The organism is Pelagimonas sp. KU-00592-HH (assembly GCF_040369695.1).
Lineage (GTDB): Bacteria > Pseudomonadota > Alphaproteobacteria > Rhodobacterales > Rhodobacteraceae > Shimia.
This window is the reverse complement of record NZ_BAABWM010000001.1, coordinates 1,223,197-1,249,313: the sequence shown is the minus strand read 5'-3', so window position 1 is coordinate 1,249,313 and position 26,117 is coordinate 1,223,197. Positions and strand designations below refer to the sequence as shown.

Sequence of the window (26,117 nt, the reverse complement as noted above, 5' to 3'; positions counted from 1 at the left end):
GAATTGACATTGCTGATAAAAAGAGTCAGAAATAAATCCGTGAACAGGAATCTGGCAACTCAGGATGTGACTATGTTTATGAATGCGAATATCTCGACGGCTGACGCTTACCCGGTGCATGACGCGAAGGAACTGACCGGTGGTCAGGTGCAGGCACGTATCGTTCTGGATGGTCAGGTCTACACGCTGCGCATTACCCGCGCGAACAAACTTATTCTTACAAAATAACACGGTGATGGGTCGCGTGTTCGCGGCCCATTGAGGGACAAAGGAAACCCGCAATGAACACGATGAAGCTTGGCGTGGCGGTTGCTGCGCTGTGCGCGGCGCAGATGGCGTTCGCGGATGAACGCGCTGTGCTGGAACACTATGCCGACATCGCTGCCGCGAAATATGCAGACAGCCTGACCACGGCGCAGGCGTTGCAGGCGGCGGTTGATGCGCTGCTCGCAGACCCGAATGAGGCCTCGCTGGCGGCGGCCAAGGATGCCTGGCTGGCGTCGCGCGTGCCCTATCAGCAGACCGAGGTTTACCGTTTCGGCAACGCGATCGTTGATGACTGGGAGGGCAAGGTCAACGCATGGCCGCTGGATGAAGGCCTGATCGACTATGTTGATGCGTCCTATGGCGAGAGTGATGAGAACCCGCTGTCGCTGGCCAATGTGATCGCCAACCCGAAGTTCAACATGTCGGGCGCGATGGTGGATGCTTCGGCCATTACCCCGGCGCTTCTGGAAGAGACCCTGCACGAGGCGGATGGCGTGGAAGCCAACGTTGCAACGGGGTATCACGCGATTGAGTTCCTGCTGTGGGGCCAAGACCTGAACGGCACGGATGCGGGCGCGGGCAGCCGTCCGGCGACCGACTATGCGTCGGGGGATGCCTGTACCGGTGGCAACTGTGATCGTCGTGGCGAATACCTGAAGGCGGCGACCGAGCTGCTGGTTTCCGATCTTGAATTCATGGCGGCGCAGTGGGCCGATGGTGGTGAAGCGCGCGAGACGGTTCTGGCGGACGAGACTGCTGGTCTGACCGCGATCCTGACCGGTATGGGCTCTTTGTCCTATGGTGAGCAGGCGGGTGAGCGGATGCGTCTTGGCCTGATGCTGAACGATCCGGAAGAAGAGCACGATTGCTTTTCGGACAATACCCACAACAGCCACTACTATGACGGGCAAGGTATCCAGAACGTCTATCTTGGCACCTATACCCGCATTGACGGCACGGTCCTGAGCGGCGCGTCGCTGTCGGATCTGGTTGCTGCGAAGGATGCGGCGCTGGATGCGGAAATGAAAGGCAAGCTTGACGTGACCATGGCGGCGCTGGGCGAAATGAAGGCCGCTGCGGATGCAGGCTTTGCCTATGACCAGATGCTGGCCGCGGGCAGCGAGAAGGGTGAGGCGCTGATCATGGGCGGGGTGAACGGCCTTGTCGATCAGACCAAAACCATCGAGCGCGTTGTTTCGGCCCTTGGTCTGAACGGCATTGCGGTCGAAGGGTCGGACAGCCTCGATAACCCGAACGCCGTCTTCCAATAAGATCTCGCACCCAGCCCATTTAGCCAATGGGAGGACAGCCGCTGGGCTGGGTGCTTAGACCTCCTCAACAAAAAGACTTCAGGAAAACAAAATGAACTATCTTGCGATGGGTGCTGCGGCAGCATCCGTTTCTCTTGCCGCGTCCGCAGGTCTGGCGGAAAGCCGTTTTACTTGGGACGGCGAAGTTGAACTCGGTGTCGACTCGGTTGTGAATTCGGATGTGGCGGCCAATGAACTCAGTGATTTCTATGGCACTCTCGAACTGAACGGGGAATTCGCGCTGACCGATAACCTCTCGGTTTTTGGCGGGATCACGGGCGAGTCGGTGACTGACCCGACCGGGGATCGCGTCTTTGGCGATCTGGGATTCTACTTTCACGAATTGGGTTTGCGGTATTCTATCGGCGAAAGCGCGGTGAGCTTCGGTAAGATCACGCCAAGCTTTGGGTCAACCTGGGATTCCGCTGCCGGGTTTTATGGTGACGCGCTGGCCGGAGATTACGAGCTGACCGAAATGATCGGTGCGACCGCGGACTTTGCCGTTGCAGGCGGTACGCTGTCGTTCGGGGTGTTCCACGCCGACGATACCTATCTGTCGCAATCGGCCGGTTTCAACCGTGGCCGCAACCGGGCCTCGGACGGTGGGGCAGGCAACACCGGCAAGTTCGACAACTTTGCGGTGCAGTGGTCGCAGGAGCTTGGCGATACCTTCTATCATGTCGGCGCGCGTCGGCTTTCGGCCAGTGCGGGTGATTTGAAGGACGAGACCGGTTATGTGGCGGGTATTGGTCATCAGGTGAACGACCAGCTTGGCTTGTTTGCCGAGGTGGCGCATTTCGACGGGTTCGGCGGGACTGCGGATGACGCGACCTTCGTGACGCTGAACGCGGCCTATACCGTTGGTCAGATCACCTATTCGGGTCTGATTTCGCAACGTGATGTGGATAGCGCGGGCCAGACAAACCTGTATTCGGTTGGTCTGGACTATGAGCTTGCCAACGGCATGGTGCTGGGCGCGGCGCTGGCCCATGTTGACGATGCAGGAACCAACAGCCAGCAAATCGGTCTGAACCTGGTCATCCCATTGGGCGGGTGATCCGAATTCCCTCGAAAGGCGCGTGTTAAAGGTGCCTTTCCGCCCGGATCGTCCCCAGCGGTCCGGGCAAAATTGCAAGCCGAGGCGAATTGCGCCAGACAGGTGCGTGCCTCATGCCAACAAGGATTGACCATGAAAGTGGTACGCTTACTGCCTGTTCTGATCGGGGCTGCGAGTGTTGCAGCTGCGGAAGGATCGTTCGAACCCCATCTTGATATCGTGCCACGCACTCAGAGCGAGGAGGCGCGGGTTGTGTCGGTTCTTGAGGCCGACCCGGGCACGTTGTCGCCTTTTGAACACCTACCGCTTGGGGCGGCGACGGTTCTGGATACCGAAGGGGATGAGGCCTTTACGCGGGCGTTTGCCAATCTGCCGGAAGACAGGGAGCTTGATTTCCTTGTCGGGCGCAGCCTGTTTCGCAAACTTTGGGTGTCGTCGCCGAGTTCGACAAAAGCCTCGGATGGCCTTGGGCCGCTTTACAACGCGCGATCCTGTCTGGCGTGTCATCCGGGCAACGGGCGCGGCGTTGTTCCAGAACCCGGAGAGCGGCCACTGTCGCTGGTTCTCAAGATGACCGATGGGGCGGGGGGCAAAGATCCGATCTATGGTTTGCAGTTGCAGACAAATTCGGTGTCTGGTTTGGCCGCAGAGGCGGTGATGCGGGTGGAAGCCCGGCAGGAGATCGTGACGCTCGCGGACGGTACAGAGGTGGTGATGCACCATCCGACCTATCAGGTGAGCGATATGGCGCAGGGGGATTTGGCCGCGCCTGACCGGATCAGCCCGCGCATTGCCCCGCAGGTGCCGGGGCTGGGAATGGTCGAGGTTATCCGGGCAGAGGATATTCTGGCACTGGCCGATCCGGAGGATACGGATGGCGACGGTATTTCTGGGCGGGCGCGGATCGTGCACTCGCTTGAGTACGACCAGCCAATGATCGGGCGGTTCGGGCGTAAGGCAGGCACGCCAACCATCAAGCAACAGACGGCGGATGCGTTTTCGCATGATATCGGGATCAGCACGCCGATGTTTCCCGCGGCTTGGGGCGATTGCACGGCGGCGCAGGCAGACTGTCGCGGGCTGCCGCATGGCGACAAGGATGTGCGGGGCTTTGAAGTGGATGGCAGGGCGCTGGACCTCGTGACGCTTTATGGCGTGCGTCTGGGGATGCCGTCGCGCAGGGATGCGGGCGATGCACGGGTTCTGGCGGGTAAGGCGCTTTTCTCCGAGATCGGCTGTGCGGATTGTCACCAGCCGGCGTTTGTGACGCATCGGCTGAAAGATGACCCAAGCCGGAGTTTTCAACTGATCTGGCCCTATTCCGATTTTCTGTTGCACGACATGGGCGCGGCCCTGGCGGATGGCGGTATCGAAGCGGATGTGGATGCCCGAGAATGGAAGACACCGCCCCTTTGGGGCATCGGGCGCACTGCCGAGGTGAGCGGCAGGGCGAGCTATTTACACGACGGGCGGGCGCGGTCCCTGCTGGAAGCTGTGCTTTGGCATGGCGGCGAAGCGCAGGCTGTGCGAGACAGGGTTGTTGCCTTGTCGACGAAAGACCGCGAGGCCCTGATCCGTTTCCTGGAGAGTTTGTAAGATGAACCGGCTTCTGGCTGTTGTTGCCCTTGTTTTGATGATGTTTGCAGGCGTGTCCGCGTCGGCTTTGGAAAAGACCGATCTCGTGGCGCGGGTGGTGGATGACCATGTCCTGCCCCGCATGGCGGAGCTTGCCGAGACGGCGGTGGCGCTGAACGACGTGGCCGAGGGCGCGTGTGCGGGCGACTCGGACGCCCTTCGCACTGCGTGGGGCGCGGCGTTTGATGCCTGGATTGCCGTCAGCCATTTGCGGTTCGGTCCGAGCGAGGTGGACAATCGCGCCTTCGCACTGGCGTTCTGGCCGGATACGCGGGGCAAGACGCCCAAGGCGTTGATGCAACTGATTGGGAAGAGTGACCCGGTGGTGCGGGATGCCGAAGGATTTGCCGAGGTGTCCATCGCCGCGCAGGGGTATTACGCGCTTGAGTTCCTGTTGTTTGATCCGAAGGTGTCGATGGCGGGTGACGCAGAGTATCGCTGTGATCTTGTGCAAGCGATTGCCCGTAATATCGCGCTCAATGCCACGGCGATCCATGCCGATTGGCAGGCCTATGCCGATGTGCTGAAGGTGCCGGGCAACGACATTTACCGCAGCGAGGACGAAGCGGTTCAGGAGGTATTCAAGGCGCTTGGCACCGGGCTTCAGTTCACGGCCGATACCCGGCTTGGCCGCCCCTTGGGGACGTTTGAGCGCCCGCGCCCACGGAGGGCCGAGGCGTGGCGGTCGCAGCGGTCCCTGCGGCATGTTCTGGTGGCGAGCGAGTCTCTGGCCGAGCTTGCCGATATCCTGTCGGAAGGCGGGACCGAAGGTCTGCAACAACGGCTCCGGGATGGGTTTGCCTATGTGCAGGAACACGGCGCTGGGCTGGATGATCCGGCGTTTCAGGGTGTGTCTGATCCGGTTGGCCGCCTGAAGGTGGAAATCCTGAAGCTAAGCCTTGATGACATGCGCGAAATTGCGGCGTTGGAATTGAGCGTGCATCTTGGCGTGACTGCCGGGTTCAACGCACTGGATGGGGATTGAGCTGGTGGTTTCGCGACGGGGATTCATGGCAGGCGCGTTGGCCTTGGCGACACCGGATTTTGGCTGGGCCGGATTGGGGAGCGTGCGGTTTCTGAATGCGGCGCAACGACCGGATGGGGCCTATGCGCTGTTCGGGATTTCGGCGTCGGGAGAAGCGCTGTTTTCGGTTCCCTTGCCCGAGCGCGGCCATGCGGCGGCGGCCCATCCCGAGGTGCCGGAAGCCGTTGGCTTTGCCCGCCGGCCCGGCGTGTTTGCTTTTGTCCTCGATTGCGTGAGCGGGCGGGTGCTGCATCGTCTGGATGCGCCGGAGGGGCGGCACTTTTACGGGCATGGCGTGTTTTCGATGGATGGCCGTTTCCTGTTCACCACGGAAAACGACTATGAGGCCGGAGAGGGTGTGATCGGCATCTGGGATCGCTCGCTCGGGTATGTGCGGGTTGGCGAGATGCCGTCAGGGGGCGTGGGGCCGCATGACATCCGACGCCTGCCGGGAACGGATGTTCTGGTGGTGGCCAATGGCGGTATCGAGACCCATCCCGACAGCGGGCGTGCCAAGCTGAACATCCCGATGATGGAGCCGAATCTGGCCTATTTACGCGGTGATGGCGTTGAAGAGATCGTGGAATTGCCGCGTGCGATGCACAAGAATTCGATCCGGCATATGGCGGTGCGGGAAGATGGGCTCGTCGCCTTTGGTATGCAGTGGCAAGGCGATGTCGCACAAGCGCCGGTCTTGTTCGGGGTTCACATGCGAGGAGAGGCGCCGCGCCTGCTTTGGCCTACCGAACAGGAGAAGGATGCGCTTCGGGGCTATGTCGGGAGCGTGACGTTTTCGCAGGACGGCGCGCAGGTGGCGATCTCGTCACCGCGCGGTGGTGTCGTGCAGGTGATCGATGTGGCAGAGATGCGCGTGGCGCGCAGCGTCGAGATGCCGGATGTCTGCGGTATTGGAGCGGATGAGAGTGGGTTTGTCCTGACCTCCGGGGATGGCCGCGTGGCACGTGTTGATGAGAATCGGTTTGTCGACCTTGGTCGCCAAGACCTTCGCTGGGACAATCATATGGTTGCGCTCTAGGGGGCAGTTCATCCAGTCGCGCGGAAAAAGGTGCAGTTTTCCAAATGTTTGAGAAATCCTGAGAGCGATCTTAGGGGAAGCCTAATCACGGCTGAACGAGAGACTTCTTTTCCAAACCGTCAATTCGGCGGAATTCTTTTGTCATGGATGCGCGAAAGACGGTTTCACCGAAGCCGGAGTCTTTCCTGCCTCCCTGATGAAATTGACGTATCCCGCGCGCGCGATGCGGGTTCCTGGAAAAGGAGGATATCATGGCAAAAGACGGTGTGGAGATGTCTGCCGTAGATGCCCTGCGGGCCAATACGAGCGTGCCGTTCGAACAGGCGCGGGCGATGCCGCCGGAGGTGTATACTTCGGATGAGTTCCTTCAGGAGGAATTGAATCAGATCTTCGCCAAGGAGTGGTACTGCATTGGCCGAGCCAGTGCGCTGGCCAATCCGGGCGACTATGTGAGTGCGGAGCTGGCCGGGCAACCGATTGCGGTGATCCGGGATCGGGATGGCACGCTTCGGGCGGTTTCGAATGTCTGTATGCACCGTATGTCGACCCTTTTGCACGGACGCGGCAACACGCGGGCGATTGTCTGTCCCTACCATGCCTGGACCTACAACCTTGACGGCACGTTGCGCGGCGCCCCGGCGATGACGCTGAACGAGGGGTTCTGCAAGGAAGCCTATTCGCTGCCGAAGGTGCGTTGCGAAGAATGGCTGGGGTGGGTGTTCGTGACGCTTAACGCGGATGCCAAGCCGGTGACCGAGGTGCTCTCGCAGGTTGAAGAGCTGATCGGTGGCTATGACATGGCCAACTATACCGAGGCTTTCTATGAAGAGCATGTCTGGGACACCAACTGGAAGGTGTTGGCCGAGAACTTCATGGAGAGCTATCACCTGCCGGTATGCCACGCGGGCACCATTGGCGGGTTGTCGAAGCTGGAAGACATGATCTGTCCGCCGGGCCTTCCGGCGTTCAACTATCATACGATCCTCAAGGAAGAGTCGCTCAGGATTGCCATGGCGCATCCGGATAACACCCGGCTTGAGGGGGATGAGCGGCGCACGACGTTCCTGCTGGCGATCTATCCCTCGCTGCTGATCACGCTGACGCCGGGGTATTTCTGGTATCTGAGCCTGCATCCGAAAGGTCCGGGGCAAGTGCACATCCGCTTTGGTGGCGGGATGTCGAATGACTTTGCCGACGATGCCGACCTTGACCAGAACTTTGCCGATCTGAAGGCGCTTCTGGACGATGTGAACGTCGAGGATCGCGGGTGCACGGAGAAGGTGTTCAAGGGGCTGAGTTCGCGGCTTGCCGAGCCGGGGCACCTCTCGCATCTGGAGCGTCCGAACTACGACTTTGCACAGTACCTGATTGCAAAGATCGACGAGGGGCGGGCCTAGAAAGGGCCACACATCAACGGCCGTGTCTGGCGCATGAAGGCTTGGCGCGGCGCTTGTTCTTATGGCGTGTTTGGAGGTGTTTGATGGACATGCGTCAGAAATTGCAGGAGTTGGCGGCGCTGCCCGCGGATCGTCCGATGTGTATGCCGGGGGCGTTCTATACGTCGCAGGCGCAGTTCGAACACGAGGCCGCCGGCGTGCTGCGTCGGGGCTGGCACTGTCTGGGGCGCGAAGACGAAATCCCGGAGGCGGGTGATTTCTTTACCGTGCAATTGCTGAATGAACCGCTGATCGTTGTGCGCGGCGATGACGGTGATATTCGCGTGCTGGCCAATGTGTGCCGTCACCGCGGGATGCCGCTTGCCGAGGGGCGTGGCAAGGTGAAACGCTTTGTGTGTTCCTATCACGCCTGGGCCTATGGTCTCGACGGTGGCCTTTTGCGGGCCGCGCGTATGGAGAATGCCGGGTTTGACGCCAAGAACTGCCGCCTGCATGGGCACAACGTGCAGCTTTGGAAAGGGTTCATCTATGTGAACCTCGATGTGGATGCGGCCCCGTTTGAACATCCGGAACTTGATGCGCTTCTGGAGCCATACGAGAGCGAGAAGCTGCGGCTGGTCCATGTTGCGGAGGAAAACTGGCAGACCAACTGGAAGTGTCTGGTTGAGAACTTCATGGAAGGATATCACCTTTCGGTCGTGCATCCGCAGACTCTGCATGGCTATACGCCCACCGGATTGGCGCGCAAGCTGATCACCGGAGAGGGGTATACGTCATATGCTGCAAACTATCCGCAGGACATTCCCTCGCGTGGGCTTGGGGCGCCGAACCTGAGCAAGGAAGAACGGGAACGGTCCACGCTGTTTTCAAAGTTCCCGTGCCAGGTGGCCAGCCAGGCCGCGAGCCTTCTTGTGTCGATTTCGATTTTCCCGCTGAGCGCCGGTGAAATCCGTGTGAAATGGACGATGTCGGTCTATGGCGATGATCTGGACGACGAGACCATCCAGCAGCGCATTGGCCTGTGGGAAGAGGTGAACCGCGAGGACCGCGAGAAGCTCGAGAAGATGCAGGTTGCCCTGTCGTCTGCCCATGCGCTGGAAGGGCCTTTGGCGGGGGATGACTATGAAGGCACGATCCGCGACTTCCAGCTGTGGCTGGCCGCGCAGGACCGTCAGGAGATGGCGGCGGAATAATGCGTTGGACCGATGTCGGTTCGCGACATCGGTCCGGTCGTATCGGGCTTGAACCTGTTTCAACGGCGGTGAATAGTCGTTGGATGGCAACGCGTTTCACTCTTCGACAACTGGAGTATTTCATCGCAGTGGGTGAGGCCGGGTCTATTGCCCAGGCCTCGGACAGGGTGAATGTGTCTTCGCCTTCGATTTCGACTGCCGTTGCGCAGTTGGAGGACGAGTTCGGCCTGCCGCTGTTCGTGCGCAAGCACGCGCATGGGCTGTCGCTTACGCAGGCGGGCAAGCGGTTCATGGAGCAGGCCAAGAAGGTGTTGGCCGAGGCGGACGCGCTGAACCACCTTGCCGGGGATATTTCCGGGAACGTGCGCGGGCCTTTGGCGATTGGCTGTCTGCTGACCTTTGCGCAGGTCGTTTTGCCCGCGATGCGGCGGCTGTTTGAGGCCAACTATCCCGACGTGCGCGTATCGCAGTATGAGCTTCACCAACTGGAGATTTTCGAAAAGCTGCGGCGGGCGGAGATCGATGTGGCGATCAGCTACGATCTCGATATTCCCGCTGACCTCAAGTTCATCCCTCTGAGGGAGTTGCCGCCCTTTGCCATGCTGGACGAGGAACATCCTCTTGCGGGCGAGGCCGTGGTGTCGGTCGAGGAGTTGCAAAAGCACCCAATGGTGCTTTTGGACCTGCCGCATAGCAGCGAATACTTTCTGTCCTTCTTCACGAAAATCGGTGTGAAGCCGAATATCGCCGAGAGGACCCGGGACATGGCTGTTTTGCGCAGTCTTGTGGCGAACGGGTTTGGCTATGCGATTGCCAACCTTCGGCCGCAGATCGACCAGTCACCTGACGGTCGGCGGTTGCGGTTTGTGCCGCTGGTCGGGAGCGTCCGGCGGTTGCGCATGGGGCTGGTGGTGCCGGAAGGGGCGACCAATGTGCTGACGGTGCAGACCTTTGTCGAACACTGCCGCAACGTGGTGGATGACTGGGGGTTTCCCGGCCTGCCCTTGCCCAAGGACGAGACCTAACCCCTTTTCAGGCAGTTGTGTCGCTGCTCTGACATGACGGACCTGTCCTTTGTGGAGCAGGCCCCATTATTCATATTTCTGTTTCAAAATGTTCAGTTGGACGTTTCATTTTGCGACTAGGCCTGCTTCGGAATTTCTAGAGTTGGACCTGTTGTTGCGGAAACTGTTCGTGATCTCCCTGCGTTTTCATACCCTTCGGCGGGCCAGCATCACGCTTTCGCTGCGTGATCCCAATGCCTCATCTCATGGCTGACACGAAAACCGCCTTTCTCCGTTCGGAGGGGGGCTTTGCGCCTTTGCTCGTCCGGGGCTGTCCCGTGTGAGCGCAAAAAAACTGAACAAGGATGATTTGACATGACACCTCTCACGACAACACGGCTGAATACCCTTGGCTTTGAGGAGGCCGTGACTTTTGACAGCGGCGCAGGCGAAGGCGGCTCGGAGGTCGTGTCGTTCCATGACGGCAAGCTTTATGTGACCAACGGCGAACAGGACCGTGTCGACATCATCAACGCGACGACCGGCGTTCTGATCAGCTCGATCGACCTGTCGACCATCCCGGGCTTTGATGGCATCAACTCGGTTGCAGCTTCGGCGGCTGGGGTTGCGGTTGCCGTTGAGCGTGACATCGCAAGCTTTGACAATGGTGTGGTCGCCCTGTTTGCGCTGGACGGCACGCCGAATGGTACCGTGGAAGCCGGCAACCTGCCGGACATGGTGACCTTTTCGAAAGATGGCACCAAGATCTTTGTCGCCAACGAAGGTGAGCCGACCGACAGTGTTGATCCCGCCGGTTCGATCTCGATCATCGACGTGGCGACCAAGCAGGTTCAGACCTTTGATTTTTCCGCCTTCGACACGCAAGTTGCTGCGCTGAAGGCTGCCGGTGTGCGTATCTTCCCGGGCAAGCTGCCGTCGACCGATTTTGAGCCGGAGTACATTGCCGAGGGCGACAACGGCAAGCTGTACGTGACCTTGCAGGAGGCCAATGCCGTTGCCGTGTTTGATCTTACCACCATGCAGTGGGACGAGATCCTGCCGCTCGGCACCGTGGATCACTCGGTTGAGGGGTTCGGTATGGATGCCAATGACAAGGATGACGCGATCGACATTAAGGTTGTGAACACCCTTGGCCTGCGTATGCCCGACGCCCTTGCGACGGCGGAGATCGGGGGCAAGACCTATTTCCTGACGGCCAACGAAGGCGATGATCGCGGTGATTTTGACGAAGGTGGCGATGCGGCCCGCGTCAAGGATATCCTGGACGGCGATGTTGCGGGTGTGTCGGTTGACGCTTCGGTGGACACCACCGGCCTGGAGCGTCTGAACGTGTCGATCATCGATGGTGACACCGACAATGATGGCGATATCGACGTCCTGCATTCCTACGGATCGCGTTCGTTCACCATCTATGATGCGGACGGCAATGTCGTCTTTGACTCAGGCGATGATTTCGAACAGTGGATCGCCGCCAATCGTCCAGCAAACGCGTTCAACAACGACGATTATCCGTCGGATGACGCAGGCACCGTTGACGAGAACCGTTCCGACAACAAGGGCCCCGAGCCGGAAGCCATCGCGGTGGGTGAAGTCGAGGGTGTCACCCTTGCCTTTATCGGCCTCGAGCGTGACAGCGGCATCATGATCTATGACATTACCGATCCGGCGAACGCCTCGTTCCTGACCTATATCGAAGGCCAGGGCAACGGGAACCTCAGCCCCGAAGTCATCGATTTCATCCCCGCCAGCGAGAGCGCGACCGGGCTGGCGCAGATCGCGGTGTCCTATGAGGTTTCGGGCACCACCGCGGTGTTTGACCTGCAATTCGGCCAGAGTATTCTGGGCACCAATGCAGGCGAGATGATCAAGGGCGGTATCGGTGCCGACGAAATTCTTGCAGGGTTCGGGCACGATACTGTCGTGGCCGGCAGCGGTGACGACTTTGTGCGCGCGGGCTTTGGTCATGATGACATCAGCGGCCGGGCGGGCGATGACAACCTGCGTGGCTTCTGGGGACATGACACCATTCGCGGCGGTGCGGGTGACGATACCCTTGGCGGTGGTGTCGGCAAGGACCGCCTGATTGGTGGTACCGGCGACGATGTGATGAAGGGTTTCATCGGCAAGGACGTCTTTGTGTTCGATCTGGGCGCCGGTGACGACGTGATCCTTGACCTGACACGCAAGGACCGCATCGATCTGAGCGCGACCGGGCTTAGCTTTGCGGACCTGACCATCACCGACAACGGTTCGGAAAACTATACGGTTGAGTATGGTGTGCAGGGTGACAGCATTGATGTCACTCTGGCTGGCAACCTGACCGATCTGACCGAGGACAGCTTCCTGTTCTAGGAACCGCAGGCCGCGACAAGCGGTATGCGCATTAAGATTAAGGGCACCGGCCGTGTTTTTCGGCCGGTGCCTTTCGTTTGTCGGGGGGCGTATCCGGCAGGTCGAGACCGGGCCAGACGTGGGTGCTGGTCACAAAACATTCATTGAACTGACAAGAGTCTTTATCAGATGGCGCCTATCCCAACGGCTGACTGTGCCGGGGGAATACTGTGCTACAAATAACGAACCTGACCAAGAAATTCGGTCCAAACACGGCTGTTGATGCGACAAACATCGACGTCCAGAAATCCGCCATGATCGGCATCATCGGGCGTTCGGGGGCAGGCAAGTCGACCCTGCTGCGCATGCTGAACCGTCTGAGCGATGCGACGTCTGGCAAGATTGAGTTTGAAGGCCGTGATGTGACCGGGCTGACAGGGGCAGAGAAGCGCCGCTGGCAGTCTGAATGCGCGATGATCTTCCAGCAGTTCAACCTTGTTCCCCGTATGGACGTGGTTTCGAACGTTTTGCACGGCACGCTGAACCGCCGTTCGACGCTGGCGACGGTGTTCAACCTTTATCCGAACGAAGACATCCACCGCGCGATTGATATTCTTGACCGTCTCGGCATTGCCGAGCATGGCCCCAAACGCGCCGAGGCGCTTTCGGGTGGTCAGCAGCAGCGAGTGGCGATTGCCCGTGCGCTGATGCAGGACCCGCGTATTATCCTCGCGGACGAGCCGATTGCCTCGCTTGATCCGATGAATGCGCAGGTGGTGATGCAATCGCTGCGCCGTATTCATGAAGAAGACGGCCGCATGGTCATTGCCAACTTGCACACACTGGATACCGCGCGCCGCTATTGTGACCGCGTGATCGGTATGCGCGACGGCCGCATCGTCTTTGACGGTACGCCGGAGCAACTGACGACTGGTGTGGCGCGCGACATCTACGGTGCGGATGACAGCTTTAACGAAGCCTACACATCCACCGAGATCCAGACGCTTACCCGCGTTCCTGCCTGAATTTCATCTGCCCCGTCCTGATCCGACGGGGCTTTATCAACTGGAGAGAAAGAAGATGAAAAAACTGATCGCTGCCGTCCTGGCAACCACCGCTCTGACCGCACCGGTCATGGCTGAAGACATCAAAGAGTTCCGTATCGGCCTGCTGGGTGGTGAAAACGCCCAAGACCGTCTGAACAACAACGAGTGCCTGCGCGCCAAAACCGAAGAGCTGCTGGGTGTTCCGACCAAGCTGTTCGCGCCGGCCGACTATAACGGCGTTATCCAGGGCCTGCTGGGCGGTACCATCGACATGGCGTGGCTGGGTGCCTCGGGTTACGCGAAGACCTATCTGTCGGACCCGGAAGCGGTTGAGCCGATCCTCGTGAAAGTGAACACCGATGGCGGCTATGGCTACTATTCGGTTGGTTTCGCCCGCAAGGACAGCGGCATTAAATCGCTGGAAGACATGAAGGGCAAAGTCTTTGGTTTCGGCGATCCGAACTCGACCTCGGGCTTCCTGATCCCGTCGATCGAAATCCCGGAAGCAACCGGTTCGACCATGACTTCGGGTGACTACTTTGGTGAAGTCAAGTTCACCGGTGGCCACGAGCAGACCATCGTTGCCGTGAACGCGGGTGACGTTGATGGCGGCGTGACCTGGGCCGACGGCCTTGGCAACTGGGAAGACGGTTACAACTCGGGCGCGCTGCGTCGTGCGGTTGATGCCGGTCTGATCGACATGAACGACATGGTCAAAATCTGGCAGTCGAAGCCGATCCCGGAAGGCCCGATCGTTCTGCGCAAAGCTCTGCCGGAAGACGTGAAAGTCAAGTTCACCGCGCTGATGGCTTCGATGCCGTCGATTGACCCGGATTGCGCCTATGGCGTTCTGGCCGGTGAAGCAAAAGGCCTGCAGCCGATTGGTCACGACGCCTACGAAGTGATCGTCGAAGCACGCAAACTGAAGTCGAACTAAGGTTCTCTTCACCCTTTTTGGCAGGCCCCGCGACATTTGCGGGGCCTGTTTTTCAGAACGAGAGGCAGCAATGGCAGAACTCACGGGCGGTATCGCCGAGATGCGCAGCGACTACATGGCGCAGGTGCGGCGCAAGCGCATGATGGATGGCATTCTTCTGGTCATTTTCATCGCGTTGATGGTTTCGGGTTTCATGATCGCCGATGATCGCAACGCCGGTGGTTTCTGGGAAGGGCTGCATCGTTTCTTTGATTTCCCGAAGGAAGTTCTGGGCGAGGCCGTTGAGAAGATTTCTGAGCTTCCCGCGCATTTCGTGACCTTCCTTCCCTCGTTGATCGAGACGATCAACATTGCGGCGGCCTCGACGCTGATCGGTGCGATGCTGGCGATTGTGCTGTCGTTGCTGTCGACCCGTGGCATGGCCCGCTGGCCGCGCCTTATTCCGCTGTTCCGCCGCATCATGGATATCATGCGTGCGATGCCGGAAATCGTGATCGCGCTGGTGCTGATCTTTATCATGGGCGGTGGCCCGGTGCCCGCGATGGTGGCGATTGCCTTCCACACGGCGGGCGCGCTGGGCAAGCTGTTCTCGGAAGTGAACGAGAACGCATCCTTGAAGCCGGTTGAGGGCCTGCAATCTGTAGGTGCGAGTTGGGCGCAGCGGATGGTTCTGGGCGTGATGCCGCAGGTCGCGCCGAACTATCTGAGCTATGCCCTTCTGCGTTTCGAGATCAACATTCGCGCCTCGGCCATCCTTGGCTTCGTTGGCGCTGGCGGTATCGGCTACGAGCTGAAGAACGCTATGAGCTGGGGCAAGGGGCAGTACGACGAAGCTGCCGCGATCTTTATCCTGCTGTTCCTGTCGATTGTCGTGGTTGACCAGGTGTCGAGTGTTTACCGCGACCGCCTGACCCATGGCAAAAAAGAGAAAGTGAAGGTGTCGGCATGACCATGACCGCGACCGATGTGACCACGCTGAGAAGCGGCGCGAACACGCTTTTTCGCCGCAAACGGATGATGGCCTTTGGCCTGCCGCTGATGGTGCTGGCCTATCTGACTTACATCTTCTTTGCCTTCGATATTCTTGGGCTGGCCAAGCGTTTCGATGTCGACAATGCCCGCGCTCTGGTGGCGGACAGCTATAGCTACAAGACGCATGTGACCCGCGACAATCGTTCGGGTGACGTGGTCATCGCCATCGAAGGCGAGCGCAAGGGCACCTATGCGCCGGGCACCTCGCCCGATTGGGTTGCTCTGGGCAGCGATACGGTGATTGACCTTGAAGGCGGATATCTGGTGACCTTCGGGGCCGAGAATTTCGTGTCGTTCGATATTCCTGGCTACGGGGTGATCACCGCACAGCCGGATCGGCGGAAGGGCGTTCAGGCGCAGTTGCCGACGGATGAGGTTCCGGAGTGGATCAACCTGTCGAAGAACCGTCTGGCGATCACGACGGACGCGGGCCGCCTGACCGTGACTCGGAACCGGACCGAGGTGTTCCGCTATTTCACCGGTTGGGAGCTGTTCTTCTTTACCCTCGACAGCCCCTATCACGGCATGGGCGTTGGCGAGGTCATGGCGCGCGCCTTTGACGGTGAGGCCGGTGCGATTTTCAATGACATCTGGACCAACAAGATGTGGCGTCACCAAGAGGTGGTCTGGGCGATCTTTGAAACGATCCTGATGGCCTTCCTTGGCACCATGGGGGCCGCGATTGTCGCCCTGCCGCTGGCGTTTCTGGCGGCAAAGAACTTTTCGCCACTGGTTACGGTGCGTCAGGTGACCCGTCGTTTCTTTGACTTTTTCCGCGGCGTGGATGCGCTGATCTGGACCATCGTATTGGCGCGGGCGTTCGGGCCGGGGCCGCTTACCGGTGCCTTGGCGATCCTGATCACCGACACCGGCAGCTTCGGCAAGATGTTCTCTGAGGCTTTGGAGAACGTGGACAAGAAGCAGATCGAAGGTATCCAGTCGACAGGGGCGAACCCGATCCAGCGGTATCGTTTTGGCGTGATCCCGCAGGTGACGCCGGTGCTTTTGAGCCAGATCCTGTACTATCTGGAATCCAACACCCGCAGCGCGACCATTATCGGTGCGATCACGGGCGGTGGTATTGGCCTGATGCTGACGCAGGCGATGATCACCCAGAAGGACTGGGAAGAGGTGAGCTACTATATCGTGCTGATCATCCTGATGGTGATGCTGATGGACTGGTTCTCGGGCTGGCTGCGTCGGCGTCTGATCGCCGGCGATGAAAGTGGCCGCTGATGCATAATCCGTTGAAAGCCGATGGTCCCGTGATTGCGGATGACTGTATTGTCGTCGACAGCGATTTCGGGGCCTATACATGGATCAACAGCGGCACGCGGGTGCAGCATTCGGTCTTTGGTGACTACTCCTACTGTGACCGAAACTGCGACGTGGCGAATGCCCAGATTGGCAAGTTCGCCAATATCGCAAGCGGCGTGCGGATCGGGGCGACAGACCATCCGCTTGAGCGGGCGAGCCTCCATCACTTCATGTACCGGTCGTCGGACTACTGGCCCGATGCCGAACCCGATGCGGCGTTCTTTGAACACCGCCGGTCACGGTTGGCGGTCGTGGGGCATGACACCTGGATCGGCCACAACGCGCAGATCAAGCCCGAAGTCACGGTGGGGCATGGTGCGGTTGTTGCCGCGGGTGCCGTGGTGACCAAGGACGTTGAGCCCTATACGATTGTCGCGGGGATGCCAGCAAAGGTGCTGCGCCTCCGCCAGCCAGAACCAATCGCCGAGCGCCTGATGGCGCTTGCGTGGTGGGATTGGGATCACGATAGGATCAGAGATGCGCTTGAGGATTTCCGCAATCTGGACGCGGATGCTTTTCTTGAGAAATACGAATGACAAGGGCGCCGGTTGGCGCCCTACTTTTTCATTCTGCGGCCAGTTGCATCGACGCGCTTGAATAGAAGAACCGGTGCGCGGCTTCGCCCACCAGGTGGGTGATACGCCCCCCGGAAATGGTGCCTTCGATTGCGCGGGTCTTGGCGTTGACGATGGCAACGTCGGCGCGACGCCCGAAATCGAAATGACCGCGATCCGCCAGACCCATGATGCGGGCCGGGGTTTCGGAAATCATCTTCCACGCCTTGGGCAGGGTCATGATGCCGTCGTCGACGAGGCGGAATGCCGACTGGGCCAGCGCCGGATAGTAGTAGTCGGACACCAGCGCATCGCAGAGGCGGGCCTCGACCAGGTCCGAGGCCGCGATGTTGCCCGACTGGGACCCGCCGCGCACGATGTTTGGCGCGCCCATGACAACGTGATCGCCCACGGCCTTGGCCAAGGCAGCCGCAGGGCGGGCCGTGGGAAATTCGCAGATCTTGGCGCCGATCATCGAGAAGCGTTCGCGGGTGTCGCCGTCGGGATCGTCATGCGATCCGTAGCGGACCCCCAACTGATCAAAGCGTTCGGCCAGTTTGCAAAGATAGCGCGGAACCCGCGAAGTTTGTCCCTGCGCACCATGCACAAGCGCCATGTGCTCTTCGGGGGTGCGGCCTGCCTTTTTGGCCCAGAGGGTGATTTCCTCGGGTCGCAGGCGGGCGAGGTGCAGGGCCTCGTCGAGGTGGTTGTTGAAGACAACGTAGTCGATCTTGTGGCGTTCGACAGCCGACAAGAGCCGCTCGGCCGTGTCAACGGTATGGGTTTCGCAGCGGATCTGGATTCGCAGATCGCTGAGGGCGTGGCTGCGATAGTGGTCGAGACCGGTCAGTAGTTTCTCGGCAAAATCCGGGCCGCGATGGCCGCCTTCCCAGCTCCAGCTCTGGGCGAGCCAGGCGGTTGTGACCCCGTTGACGGCTGCGTCACGATCGGTGGCGCGCAGGCCGGTTTCCAGAGGGAAGGGTGCTGATGGGCGCGGTGCGATATGGCGTTCAAACGCATCGCCGTGCATGTCGATGATACCGGGCAGCAGCAGGTAGCCCGTGAGGTCAACTTCGGGGAGCGGGCCTTTGGAAATGCGACCCTGTTGGATCACGAGGGACCGCTTTTGCATTTCGCCGTCGCGCAGGACAGTAGCGCCTTTGAGGCGAAGGGAGAGGGGGCGTCTGGGCATCGATCTGCTCATTTCCGAGGTTTTCGATATGTCTAGCTGTCTAGTATGTCGCCTACGTGACAGGACGCCCAATGTTTTATGGCGCATCCGCCTCTGCAAGGGTCAGGGTTACCCGGTCTCCGGCGAACCACGAGACGCCGTATTCGATCGGGTTTCCATCGGGATCGACGTTGATGCCGACGGTGCGCAGGATCGGATCGCCTTCTTGAATGCGCAGGTGCAGCGCCTGGGTTGCGGTTGCCCGTTTCGCGGTCAGGCGCGTGGAAATGCGAGTGTAGTCAAGGATGCCACAGGCGTTCAATGCCGCCGTAACTGAATTCGAAAAGGTGATGTGATCGAGCATTTCGGGGAAGCGATCGGCGGGGAAGGCGCTTTTGAAGACGCAGATCGGCTGACCGTCTGCAAGGGACAGGCCTTCGTAGACATGAACCGGATCGCCCTTGTTCAGTTGCAGGGCCTCTGCCTCGCGCAGATCGGCGGCGCGTGTCTCGACCGAGAGCGTCTGTTTGGAGGGCAGGCGGCCTGACTTTTGGAGATTGCGGTGAAAGCGGACCCGTTTGCCGATGGGATAATCGGTGGGAGTTTGCGCCACGAAGACACCGGAGCCCCGCCGTGAATGCACAAGGCCGGATTCGGCCATGTCCTTCAACGCATGGCGCACGGTGTGGCGGTTTACGCCAAAGCGCGAGGAAAGCTCGGCCTCGGTTGGCAGCTTGTCGCCGGGGCCATAGCGGCCTTCGGCGATGTCGGCGGTGAGGCTGCGGGAAATGGATTCCCAAACGGGTGTCTTTTTCTGGAAGCGGTTCATGTCATCAAAGTTTCACGGATGCCGGGATTGTGCGACTCATCGGTCTGGGGTTATTATTTGTCTAGTTGTATAGTAAAATAGACAAATCGACAAGGTGTCTAGATGACCCCAGAAACAAATCGTCGCGCATGGATGAGCCTCTTGGCCAAAGCGCCTGCTGAACGGCTCAGGGTGTTGTGGGATGCGCAATCCTTTGCGCCGGAATTCAATTGGCTTCGTGCGCCGGAAATCGGCGCGACCATGGTGCGTGGGCGTACCGGCGGGACCGGGGCGCCCTTCAATCTCGGAGAAATGACCGTGACCCGGTGTTCGCTGCAGCTTGCCAGCGGTGAGGTCGGGCATGGCTATGTTCAGGGCCGTGACAAGGACAAGGCCAAGCTTGCCGCGCTGGTGGATGCGTTGATGCAGGGGGACAAGGCGGATGTCGTGAAGGCGGCGGTGCTCGAGCCTCTGGAGAAAGCGATGCTGGACGCCAGGGAAACGCGGGCAGCCAAGGCCGCGGCCACCAAGGTTGATTTCTTCACGATGGTACGGGGGGAAGACTGATGAACGCCGATGTATTGAAAGGCGGTTTTGCCAATGCGCCGGTGGATTCGGCCCATGCCTTTCGCGTGCTGATGAACGTGATGGCACGGCCGGGCACGATCGAGGATTTGGCGGGGGCCGTTCCGCCGGCTCCGCTGTCTGTGGCGGCGGGGGTTCTGATCCTCACGTTGTGTGATCCCGAAACGCCTGTTGCCTTGTGCGGTGCCGTGGATTGCGCGGCAGTACGCGACTGGATTTCGTTCCACGTCGGTGCGCCGGTTGTGGCGCCGGAACAGGCAATGTTCGCGGTTGGGCGCTGGGAAGACCTTGGGGTGCTGGATCGGTTTGCAATCGGTACGCCGGAATATCCGGACCGCTCGGCCACTCTGATTGTCGAGATGGACACTTTGGACAGCAACGGCGCGACACTGAGCGGGCCGGGCATCAAGGAGACATCTTCGCTGTCCCTGCCTGACGTGGCCGTGTTCCAGAAGAATGCGATGCTGTTCCCGCTGGGGCTTGATTTCTACTTTACCGAAGGCAGCCGCGTTGCCGCGCTGCCCCGCACAACAAAGGTGGTTGCCTGATGTATGTTGCCGTGAAAGGTGGCGAGCGCGCCATTGACAATGCGCATGCCTGGTTGGCCGAGGAGCGCCGTGGCAGTCTGGATGTGGCGGAACTTTCGATTGCTCAGATCCGTGAGCAGCTGGCGTTGGCCGTGAACCGGGTGATGGCGGAAGGGTCGCTGTATGATCCTGATCTTGCGGCCCTTGCGATCAAGCAGGCGCGCGGGGACATGATCGAGGCGATCTTTCTGATCCGGGCCTATCGCACGACCCTGCCGCGGTTTGGCTACTCCAATCCGATTGATACTGCCGGGATGGCTTGTGATCGCCGGATTTCCGCGACCTTCAAGGATGCGCCGGGCGGGCAGGTTCTTGGGCCGACTTTCGACTATACCCACCGTCTTTTGGATTTTGCATTGGCGGCGGAAGGCGAGGTGCCCGAAGCGCCGCAGGGTGAGGCGCGTACGGAGCCGACGCCGCATATCACCGGTTTCCTGAACCGCGAAGGCTTGATCCAGACTGAAGACGAAAATGATGACGTGCCGGGTGACCTGACCCGTGAACCGCTGGAGCTGCCGGCCGATCGCGCCTTGCGCCTTCAGTCGCTGACGCGTGGGGACGAGGGGTTTGTGCTGGGCATGGCTTATTCGACCCAGCGTGGCTATGCCCGCAACCACGCCTTTGTCGGCGAATTGCGCATCGGCAAGGTCGAGGTCGAGATGGACATCCCCGAGTTGGGCTTTGCCATCGACATCGGCGAGATCGAGGTCACGGAATGCGAGACGGTGAACCAGTTTGCCGGTTCAAAGACCGAGCCGCCGCAGTTCACACGCGGCTATGGGCTTGTGTTCGGTCAGTCCGAACGCAAGTCGATTTCGATGGCCCTGGTTGACCGGGCGCTTCGCTGGAAAGAGTTGGGCGAGGACAACATGGGCGCGCCGGCGCAGGACGAAGAGTTCGTTCTGTATCACTCGGACAATATCCAGGCGACGGGCTTTCTCGAGCACATCAAGCTGCCGCACTACGTGGACTTCCAGTCTGAACTTGAACTGATCCGCAAGCTGCGTCGCGAGGCGATGGGCGAAGTACAGGAGGCTGCGGAATGAGCGACTATAACTTTGCCTATCTGGATGAGCAGACCAAGCGGATGATCCGTCGGGCCATCCTCAAGGGGTTGGCCATTCCCGGCTATCAGGTGCCGTTTGCCAGCCGCGAGATGCCGATGCCCTATGGGTGGGGCACGGGCGGCGTGCAGGTGTCGGCGGCAACGCTGACGCCCGACGACAACATGAAGGTGATTGATCAGGGGGCCGATGACACGACAAATGCCGTTTCGATCCGCAAGTTCTTTGAAAAGACTGCCGGAGTTGCGACGACCGAGGAGACGGCCGAGGCAAGCGTGATCCAGACCCGTCACCGCATTCCGGAAGAGCCGCTGCGCGAAGACCAGATCCTTGTGTATCAGGTGCCGATCCCGGAGCCCTTGCGGTTTCTGGAGCCGTCCGAGGTGGAAACCCGCAAGATGCACAGCCTTGAGGAATACGGGTTGATGCATGTGAAGCTTTACGAGGACATCAGCCGCCACGGTGCGATTGCGACCTCTTATGCCTATCCGGTGAAAGTGGAGGGGCGTTACGTGATGGACCCGTCGCCCATCCCGAAGTTTGACAATCCAAAGATGGAAATGGCGGCCATTCAGCTGTTCGGTGCAGGACGAGAGCAGCGCATCTATGCGGTGCCGCCCTATACGCAAGTCGTCAGCCTTGATTTCGATGACTACCCGTTCGAAGCCACCAAGGCCGATGCGGCCTGTGATCTGTGTGGGGCTGAGGATAGCTATCTTGATGAAGTGATCATGGATGACGCGGGCGGTCGCATGTTTGTCTGCTCTGACACGGATTACTGTTGTTCGCGCCGCAAGGCCGGGTTCGTGGGCGCAAAAGGGACAGCCTTTGAGGAGGACGCAGCATGACACCGCTGCTCAAGGTTCAGAATATCGCAAAGTTCTATGGCGGGCGGATTGGTTGCACCGATGTGAGCTTTGATCTTTATCCCGGCGAAGTTATGGGCATCGTTGGTGAGAGCGGGTCAGGCAAGTCGACCCTGCTCAACTGTCTGGCGGGGCATCTCGCGCCGGATCGCGGCGAGGTTTTGTTCGAAACCCGCAGCGAAGGCATGAAGGACACGGTCACCATGTCCGAGCCGGAGCGGCGGATGCTGTCGCGCACCGATTGGGCCTTTGTGCATCAACATGCGCGCGACGGTCTGCGGATGAACGTGTCGGCAGGTGGCAACGTGGGCGAGCGGCTGATGGCGGTTGGCGCGCGTCACTATGGCGACATTCGTGACCAGGCGATTGATTGGCTGGGGCGGGTCGAGATCAACGAAAGCCGTGTTGATGACCGCCCGACGCAGTTCTCGGGCGGGATGCAGCAGCGATTGCAGATTGCCCGTAACCTTGTGACGGGGCCGCGTCTTGTTTTCATGGACGAGCCTACCGGCGGCCTGGATGTTTCCGTGCAGGCGCGCCTCTTGGACCTTTTGCGCGGGTTGGTGCGCGAGATGGGGCTGAGCGCGATTATCGTGACCCACGATCTGGCGGTTGTGCGCCTTCTTGCGGACAGGTTGATGGTGATGAAGGACGGTCACGTGGTTGAAACCGGCCTGACTGATCAGGTTCTGGATGATCCGCAACACGCCTATACACAGCTGCTTGTCAGCTCGGTTCTGCAAGTCTGAGGGTGAGATCATGATTGAAATTACCAATCTTTCCAAAACGTTCACGCTGCACAATCAGGGCGGTGTGGTGATCCCTGTGATGCAGGGGGCAAACCTTAGCGTGGCGCGCGGGCAATGCGTGGCGCTGACGGGGGCTTCGGGGGCCGGCAAGTCGACCCTGATGCGGATGATCTATGGGAACTATCTGGCGGCGTCGGGCAGCATCCTTGTGGATGGTGTGGACGTCACCAAGGCCGAGCCGCGAGAGATCCTGCAATTGCGGCGCGAAACGCTTGGTTATGTCAGCCAGTTTCTGCGGGTGGTGCCGCGCGTGGCGACCATTGACGTGGTGGCCGAGCCGCTTTTGGCGGTGGGCGTGGATGGGGATGTTGCAAGAGCGCGGGCGCGTGACCTTCTGAGCCGGTTGCGTATCCCCGAGCGCCTGTGGTCGTTGAGCCCGACGTCGTTTTCCGGTGGGGAACAGCAGCGGGTGAACATCGCACGCGGGTTCGCGCACGAATATCCCGCGATGCTTTTGGACGAGCCCACGGCGAGCCTTGATGCGGCCAATCGCGAAACTGTTCTGACGCTGATTGAGGAAGCCAAGGCGCGGGGGGCTGCGATCGTTGGTATCTTCCACGACGAAGCCGCACGTGACCGTGTGTGCGACCGCGAGATCGACGTGTCGGTCTATACGCCGCAGGCCGCCTGATGACGGCGCGATTAATAGCGGTGGTCGGCCCTTCCGGGGTGGGCAAGGACACGGTGATGGAAGCCGTGGCCAGCGCCGTGCCCGGCGTGTCCTTGGTGCGCCGCGTGATTACGCGACCGAGCCAGGCCGGTGGCGAAGATTTTGACGGTGTCAGCCGGGAAGAGTTCGACCGCCGGGTGGCGTCTGGCGCTTTCTGTTTGTGGTGGGATGCGCATGGCCTGTCCTATGGCATCCCGCGCAGCGAAGTTGAGGGCAAGCCGGATGGCAGTGTGGCGCTCGTGAACCTCTCGCGGGCCGTGCTGGACAGCGCGCGGGAGACGTTTGACGGGTTCCGCGTGTTGTCATTGATCGCGTCGCCCGAAACGCTTGCCGCGCGGCTTGGCGCACGCGGCAGAGAGAGCGCGGAAGACATCGCGCGTCGTCTTGAGAGGGCAGGGCTTAACCGTCCCGAAGGGGACGACGTGATCGAGGTTTGGAATGATGGCGCTCTGGAAGAGACCGTCGCCACCATCCTTGCTGCGCTCTACCCGGAGAGGGTGTAGCGGTGGATTTCGTGGAACATCCCATTCTCGTCTTCGCCAACCAGCGTGAGGTCGCCAACCGTGAAGGGCGTGGGCAGACATGCCGCGATGTGAGGCTGAAGAGCGGCTTTCGTCGTCTCGGCATCCTTGCGTCCCAAACGGCCGGTGAGGGTGATGTGAAAGCGGAATTCGTCCATCACGTAAGGATAGCCCCATTGCATCAGGAGGTCTTCCTGTCGGGGCGAGAGGTTGGCCTTGCGGCGGCGTTCAAGTTCGGCCTCGGACGGGCTTGCGCGGAAGGCGTCAAGCTGTTGCACCACGGACCCCGCGAGATCGGCCAGCGGGGTTTGATTGCCCTTGATCGTCAGCGCCAGGAAACCGCCGAGGCGCGTGAGTTCAAGACCCTCAAGAGACACGGCTGGCAACTGCGCGGCGAGGTCGGAGAAACCCGCCTTGAGCCCGTCTGCGGTCGTGCCTTCGGCCAGTCTGAATGGGGGTTTGATCGTCCCGTGAAGACCATATTTGCGCGGCGTGGCCGTTATCTCGGAGATTGGGGCGGGCAGCCCGGCAATCTCGGGATGCGGCACGGCGCAACCCGTTTCAATGTCCCAGCCCAACCATTGCGCGCCAAAAGTGGCAAGCGCGCCATTGGGGGGCGTGTAATAGATAGCGTATCTGCTAAATTGCGGCTTATCGTGCACCGGGGCCTCCATTGTTTACCCGCCACTGCCAAAACAGCGTAACATCCTGATGACACAAGACATGATCCTCGCCAATGCCACTTTGGTTCTGCCTGATGAGACCATACGGGGCAGTATCGTTGTTAAGGACGGCATGATTGCCGCGGTCGATAGCGGCACAGCGGTGCCTGCCGGCGCGGAAGACTGCGAAGGCGATTTCGTCGCGCCCGGTCTTATCGAACTGCATACCGACAACCTTGAGCGCCATATCCATCCGCGCCCCAAGGTTGACTGGCCACATCAGGCCGCGATCGTCGCACATGATGCAGAGCTGGCCAGTGTCGGTATCACCACGGTGTTCGATGCGATCCGGGTTGGGTCGATCATTTCCGATCCGAACAAGAAGTACGGCAAGTACGCGCGCCAGATGGCGAGCGAAATCCTGTCGATGCGCGAACATGGCGGGTTGAAGATCAGCCACCACCTGCATCTGCGGGCCGAGACCTGTTCGGAGACCCTGATCGACGAGCTTGCGGAATTTGGCCCGGAGGATCGTGTTGGCATCGTCAGCCTGATGGACCACACGCCGGGGCAGCGTCAGTTCACGGACATGTCCAAGTTCGAATCCTACATTCGCGGCAAATACGCGATGCCCGCTGACGGGTTTTCGGAATATTGCGATTTCCTGTTCGGTCTGCGCGAGAAGCTTGGCGAAAAACACGAGAAGGCGACGGTGGATGCAGCCAAGCGGTTTGGCGCGGTCCTGGCAAGCCATGATGACACCACCTCGGAACAGGTGGCGGTTTCGGCAAGCTATGGCATCCATTTGGCAGAGTTCCCGACCACGGTTGAGGCGGCGAAAGCATGTCGCGAGAACCAGATCGCCAATATCATGGGCGGACCCAACCTTGTGCGGGGCGGTTCGCATTCGGGGAACGTGGCGGCGATTGATCTGGCGGATCTCGACCTGCTCGACATTATTTCGTCGGACTATGTGCCTGCTTCTCTGTTGCTGAGCGCGGTTCAGTTGGGGCAGCATTGGGGCGATATGGCCAAGGGGCTGGCGACGGTGACGGCGACGCCCGCGAAGATGACCGAACTGCATGATCGGGGGCGTCTTGAGACCGGGATGCAGGGGGATTTGATCCGTTTCCGACTGACCGAGGGCGTTCCAGCGCTGCGTGCGGTCTGGAGCAAGGGCAACCGCGTGGCGTGATGGCAAGCCCCGCCAAAG

At 60.1% G+C, this 26,117-nt stretch carries 26 protein-coding genes; 23 read left to right on the top strand and 3 right to left on the bottom strand.

Features of this window, described 5'->3' with window-relative positions; genetic code table 11:
• Positions 1-78: 78 nt before the first annotated feature.
• From hemP to ABWV42_RS05975, 15 genes are all read left to right on the top strand, one after another.
• Positions 79-228: a hemin uptake protein HemP gene (hemP, locus tag ABWV42_RS06045; protein WP_502930950.1), complete on the top strand. Its 150-nt coding sequence runs from the start codon at positions 79-81 to the stop codon at positions 226-228.
• A 53-nt stretch (positions 229-281) separates the two neighbouring features.
• Entirely contained in the window at positions 282-1,538 is a 1,257-nt protein-coding gene (locus tag ABWV42_RS06040) for an imelysin family protein (protein ID WP_353339308.1), read from the top strand.
• Between the two features lie 91 nt (positions 1,539-1,629).
• Complete coding sequence (locus ABWV42_RS06035) at positions 1,630-2,634, top strand: porin (RefSeq protein WP_353339307.1); 1,005 nt, start codon at positions 1,630-1,632, stop codon at positions 2,632-2,634.
• Positions 2,635-2,766: 132 nt separating this feature from the next.
• Positions 2,767-4,230, top strand: a complete 1,464-nt coding sequence (locus tag ABWV42_RS06030; RefSeq protein ID WP_353339306.1) for a di-heme oxidoreductase family protein — start codon at positions 2,767-2,769, stop codon at positions 4,228-4,230.
• Position 4,231: 1 nt separating this feature from the next.
• Entirely contained in the window at positions 4,232-5,254 is a 1,023-nt protein-coding gene (locus ABWV42_RS06025; protein ID WP_353339305.1) for an imelysin family protein, read from the top strand.
• Between the two features lie 25 nt (positions 5,255-5,279).
• On the top strand, positions 5,280-6,329 hold the full coding sequence (locus ABWV42_RS06020; RefSeq protein ID WP_353339304.1) for a DUF1513 domain-containing protein: 1,050 nt from the start codon (positions 5,280-5,282) through the stop codon (positions 6,327-6,329).
• Positions 6,330-6,580: 251 nt separating this feature from the next.
• The gene (locus tag ABWV42_RS06015; protein ID WP_255107515.1) at positions 6,581-7,726 is read left to right on the top strand and encodes an aromatic ring-hydroxylating oxygenase subunit alpha; all 1,146 of its coding nucleotides are present in this window, start codon (positions 6,581-6,583) and stop codon (positions 7,724-7,726) included.
• An 89-nt stretch (positions 7,727-7,815) separates the two neighbouring features.
• Positions 7,816-8,919, top strand: a complete 1,104-nt coding sequence (locus tag ABWV42_RS06010) for an aromatic ring-hydroxylating oxygenase subunit alpha (RefSeq protein WP_353339303.1) — start codon at positions 7,816-7,818, stop codon at positions 8,917-8,919.
• A gap of 83 nt (positions 8,920-9,002) precedes the next feature.
• Positions 9,003-9,944 (top strand): LysR family transcriptional regulator, encoded by a 942-nt coding sequence (locus ABWV42_RS06005; protein ID WP_353339302.1) that lies wholly within the window; start codon positions 9,003-9,005, stop codon positions 9,942-9,944.
• Positions 9,945-10,298: 354 nt separating this feature from the next.
• Complete coding sequence (locus tag ABWV42_RS06000) at positions 10,299-12,296, top strand: choice-of-anchor I family protein (protein ID WP_353339301.1); 1,998 nt, start codon at positions 10,299-10,301, stop codon at positions 12,294-12,296.
• Positions 12,297-12,505: 209 nt separating this feature from the next.
• Positions 12,506-13,300 (top strand): phosphonate ABC transporter ATP-binding protein, encoded by a 795-nt coding sequence (gene phnC, locus ABWV42_RS05995; protein ID WP_353339300.1) that lies wholly within the window; start codon positions 12,506-12,508, stop codon positions 13,298-13,300.
• 55 nt (positions 13,301-13,355) lie between these two features.
• A complete protein-coding gene (gene phnD / locus ABWV42_RS05990; RefSeq protein WP_255107506.1) occupies positions 13,356-14,258 on the top strand; it encodes a phosphonate ABC transporter substrate-binding protein in 903 nt (300 codons plus the stop codon).
• A gap of 70 nt (positions 14,259-14,328) precedes the next feature.
• Entirely contained in the window at positions 14,329-15,207 is an 879-nt protein-coding gene (phnE, locus tag ABWV42_RS05985) for a phosphonate ABC transporter, permease protein PhnE (protein WP_255107504.1), read from the top strand.
• Entirely contained in the window at positions 15,204-16,526 is a 1,323-nt protein-coding gene (gene phnE / locus ABWV42_RS05980) for a phosphonate ABC transporter, permease protein PhnE (protein ID WP_353339299.1), read from the top strand. The genes phnE (ABWV42_RS05985) and phnE (ABWV42_RS05980) overlap by 4 nt, the downstream gene beginning before the upstream one ends.
• Complete coding sequence (locus ABWV42_RS05975) at positions 16,526-17,143, top strand: LbetaH domain-containing protein (protein ID WP_353339298.1); 618 nt, start codon at positions 16,526-16,528, stop codon at positions 17,141-17,143. Before phnE (ABWV42_RS05980) ends, ABWV42_RS05975 begins: the two co-directional genes overlap by 1 nt.
• A gap of 28 nt (positions 17,144-17,171) precedes the next feature.
• Here ABWV42_RS05975 and ABWV42_RS05970 read toward each other — a convergent pair whose 3' ends face one another.
• A complete protein-coding gene (locus ABWV42_RS05970; RefSeq protein ID WP_353339297.1) occupies positions 17,172-18,353 on the bottom strand; it encodes an alpha-D-ribose 1-methylphosphonate 5-triphosphate diphosphatase in 1,182 nt (393 codons plus the stop codon).
• A 76-nt stretch (positions 18,354-18,429) separates the two neighbouring features.
• Positions 18,430-19,161 carry a phosphonate metabolism transcriptional regulator PhnF gene (gene phnF / locus ABWV42_RS05965; RefSeq protein ID WP_353339296.1) on the bottom strand — a complete coding sequence of 244 codons (732 nt, stop codon included), beginning with the start codon at positions 19,159-19,161 and terminating at the stop codon, positions 18,430-18,432.
• A gap of 102 nt (positions 19,162-19,263) precedes the next feature.
• Between phnF and phnG the strand changes: the two genes are divergently transcribed.
• The 7 genes from phnG to phnN are packed head-to-tail and all read left to right on the top strand — an operon-like array spanning position 19,264 to position 24,224.
• Entirely contained in the window at positions 19,264-19,707 is a 444-nt protein-coding gene (phnG, locus tag ABWV42_RS05960; RefSeq protein WP_353339295.1) for a phosphonate C-P lyase system protein PhnG, read from the top strand.
• On the top strand, positions 19,707-20,273 hold the full coding sequence (gene phnH / locus ABWV42_RS05955; protein WP_353339294.1) for a phosphonate C-P lyase system protein PhnH: 567 nt from the start codon (positions 19,707-19,709) through the stop codon (positions 20,271-20,273). The genes phnG and phnH overlap by 1 nt, the downstream gene beginning before the upstream one ends.
• Positions 20,273-21,358 (top strand): carbon-phosphorus lyase complex subunit, encoded by a 1,086-nt coding sequence (locus tag ABWV42_RS05950; protein WP_353339293.1) that lies wholly within the window; start codon positions 20,273-20,275, stop codon positions 21,356-21,358. The genes phnH and ABWV42_RS05950 overlap by 1 nt, the downstream gene beginning before the upstream one ends.
• Positions 21,355-22,224 (top strand): alpha-D-ribose 1-methylphosphonate 5-phosphate C-P-lyase PhnJ, encoded by an 870-nt coding sequence (locus ABWV42_RS05945; RefSeq protein ID WP_353339292.1) that lies wholly within the window; start codon positions 21,355-21,357, stop codon positions 22,222-22,224. The genes ABWV42_RS05950 and ABWV42_RS05945 overlap by 4 nt, the downstream gene beginning before the upstream one ends.
• Positions 22,221-22,991, top strand: coding sequence for a phosphonate C-P lyase system protein PhnK (phnK, locus tag ABWV42_RS05940; protein WP_255107488.1), 771 nt, complete (start codon positions 22,221-22,223; stop codon positions 22,989-22,991). Before ABWV42_RS05945 ends, phnK begins: the two co-directional genes overlap by 4 nt.
• A 10-nt stretch (positions 22,992-23,001) precedes the next feature.
• Positions 23,002-23,682 carry a phosphonate C-P lyase system protein PhnL gene (phnL, locus tag ABWV42_RS05935; protein ID WP_353339290.1) on the top strand — a complete coding sequence of 227 codons (681 nt, stop codon included), beginning with the start codon at positions 23,002-23,004 and terminating at the stop codon, positions 23,680-23,682.
• A complete protein-coding gene (gene phnN, locus ABWV42_RS05930) occupies positions 23,682-24,224 on the top strand; it encodes a phosphonate metabolism protein/1,5-bisphosphokinase (PRPP-forming) PhnN (protein WP_353339289.1) in 543 nt (180 codons plus the stop codon). The genes phnL and phnN overlap by 1 nt, the downstream gene beginning before the upstream one ends.
• Here the strand turns inward: phnN and ABWV42_RS05925 are convergent.
• Positions 24,206-24,904, bottom strand: coding sequence for a DUF1045 domain-containing protein (locus tag ABWV42_RS05925; protein WP_353339288.1), 699 nt, complete (start codon positions 24,902-24,904; stop codon positions 24,206-24,208). The genes phnN and ABWV42_RS05925 overlap by 19 nt on opposite strands.
• Before the next feature lie 49 nt (positions 24,905-24,953).
• Here ABWV42_RS05925 and ABWV42_RS05920 point away from each other — a divergent pair, with 49 nt between their 5' ends.
• Positions 24,954-26,099: an alpha-D-ribose 1-methylphosphonate 5-triphosphate diphosphatase gene (locus ABWV42_RS05920; protein ID WP_353339287.1), complete on the top strand. Its 1,146-nt coding sequence runs from the start codon at positions 24,954-24,956 to the stop codon at positions 26,097-26,099.
• The last annotated feature ends 18 nt before the right edge of the window (positions 26,100-26,117 follow it).

What these genes read in the sequence shown, in the direction of transcription:
- ABWV42_RS06005 (WP_353339302.1), top strand. Translation starts at nt 9,003, where the DNA reads ATGGCAACGCGTTTCACTCTTCGACAACTGGAGTATTTCATCGCAGTG.
- ABWV42_RS06010 (WP_353339303.1), top strand. Translation starts at nt 7,816, where the DNA reads ATGCGTCAGAAATTGCAGGAGTTGGCGGCGCTGCCCGCGGATCGTCCG.
- phnD (WP_255107506.1), top strand. Translation starts at nt 13,356, where the DNA reads ATGAAAAAACTGATCGCTGCCGTCCTGGCAACCACCGCTCTGACCGCA.
- phnK (WP_255107488.1), top strand. Translation starts at nt 22,221, where the DNA reads ATGACACCGCTGCTCAAGGTTCAGAATATCGCAAAGTTCTATGGCGGG.
- phnE (WP_255107504.1), top strand. Translation starts at nt 14,329, where the DNA reads ATGGCAGAACTCACGGGCGGTATCGCCGAGATGCGCAGCGACTACATG.
- ABWV42_RS05970 (WP_353339297.1), bottom strand. Translation starts at nt 18,353, where the DNA reads ATGCCCAGACGCCCCCTCTCCCTTCGCCTCAAAGGCGCTACTGTCCTG.
- hemP (WP_502930950.1), top strand. Translation starts at nt 79, where the DNA reads ATGAATGCGAATATCTCGACGGCTGACGCTTACCCGGTGCATGACGCG.
- ABWV42_RS06030 (WP_353339306.1), top strand. Translation starts at nt 2,767, where the DNA reads ATGAAAGTGGTACGCTTACTGCCTGTTCTGATCGGGGCTGCGAGTGTT.
- ABWV42_RS05975 (WP_353339298.1), top strand. Translation starts at nt 16,526, where the DNA reads ATGCATAATCCGTTGAAAGCCGATGGTCCCGTGATTGCGGATGACTGT.
- phnL (WP_353339290.1), top strand. Translation starts at nt 23,002, where the DNA reads ATGATTGAAATTACCAATCTTTCCAAAACGTTCACGCTGCACAATCAG.
- ABWV42_RS06035 (WP_353339307.1), top strand. Translation starts at nt 1,630, where the DNA reads ATGAACTATCTTGCGATGGGTGCTGCGGCAGCATCCGTTTCTCTTGCC.
- phnF (WP_353339296.1), bottom strand. Translation starts at nt 19,161, where the DNA reads ATGAACCGCTTCCAGAAAAAGACACCCGTTTGGGAATCCATTTCCCGC.
- ABWV42_RS05950 (WP_353339293.1), top strand. Translation starts at nt 20,273, where the DNA reads ATGTATGTTGCCGTGAAAGGTGGCGAGCGCGCCATTGACAATGCGCAT.
- phnH (WP_353339294.1), top strand. Translation starts at nt 19,707, where the DNA reads ATGAACGCCGATGTATTGAAAGGCGGTTTTGCCAATGCGCCGGTGGAT.
- phnE (WP_353339299.1), top strand. Translation starts at nt 15,204, where the DNA reads ATGACCATGACCGCGACCGATGTGACCACGCTGAGAAGCGGCGCGAAC.
- ABWV42_RS05920 (WP_353339287.1), top strand. Translation starts at nt 24,954, where the DNA reads ATGACACAAGACATGATCCTCGCCAATGCCACTTTGGTTCTGCCTGAT.
- ABWV42_RS05945 (WP_353339292.1), top strand. Translation starts at nt 21,355, where the DNA reads ATGAGCGACTATAACTTTGCCTATCTGGATGAGCAGACCAAGCGGATG.
- ABWV42_RS06015 (WP_255107515.1), top strand. Translation starts at nt 6,581, where the DNA reads ATGGCAAAAGACGGTGTGGAGATGTCTGCCGTAGATGCCCTGCGGGCC.
- ABWV42_RS06040 (WP_353339308.1), top strand. Translation starts at nt 282, where the DNA reads ATGAACACGATGAAGCTTGGCGTGGCGGTTGCTGCGCTGTGCGCGGCG.
- ABWV42_RS06020 (WP_353339304.1), top strand. Translation starts at nt 5,280, where the DNA reads ATGGCAGGCGCGTTGGCCTTGGCGACACCGGATTTTGGCTGGGCCGGA.
- phnG (WP_353339295.1), top strand. Translation starts at nt 19,264, where the DNA reads ATGACCCCAGAAACAAATCGTCGCGCATGGATGAGCCTCTTGGCCAAA.
- ABWV42_RS06025 (WP_353339305.1), top strand. Translation starts at nt 4,232, where the DNA reads ATGAACCGGCTTCTGGCTGTTGTTGCCCTTGTTTTGATGATGTTTGCA.
- phnN (WP_353339289.1), top strand. Translation starts at nt 23,682, where the DNA reads ATGACGGCGCGATTAATAGCGGTGGTCGGCCCTTCCGGGGTGGGCAAG.
- ABWV42_RS06000 (WP_353339301.1), top strand. Translation starts at nt 10,299, where the DNA reads ATGACACCTCTCACGACAACACGGCTGAATACCCTTGGCTTTGAGGAG.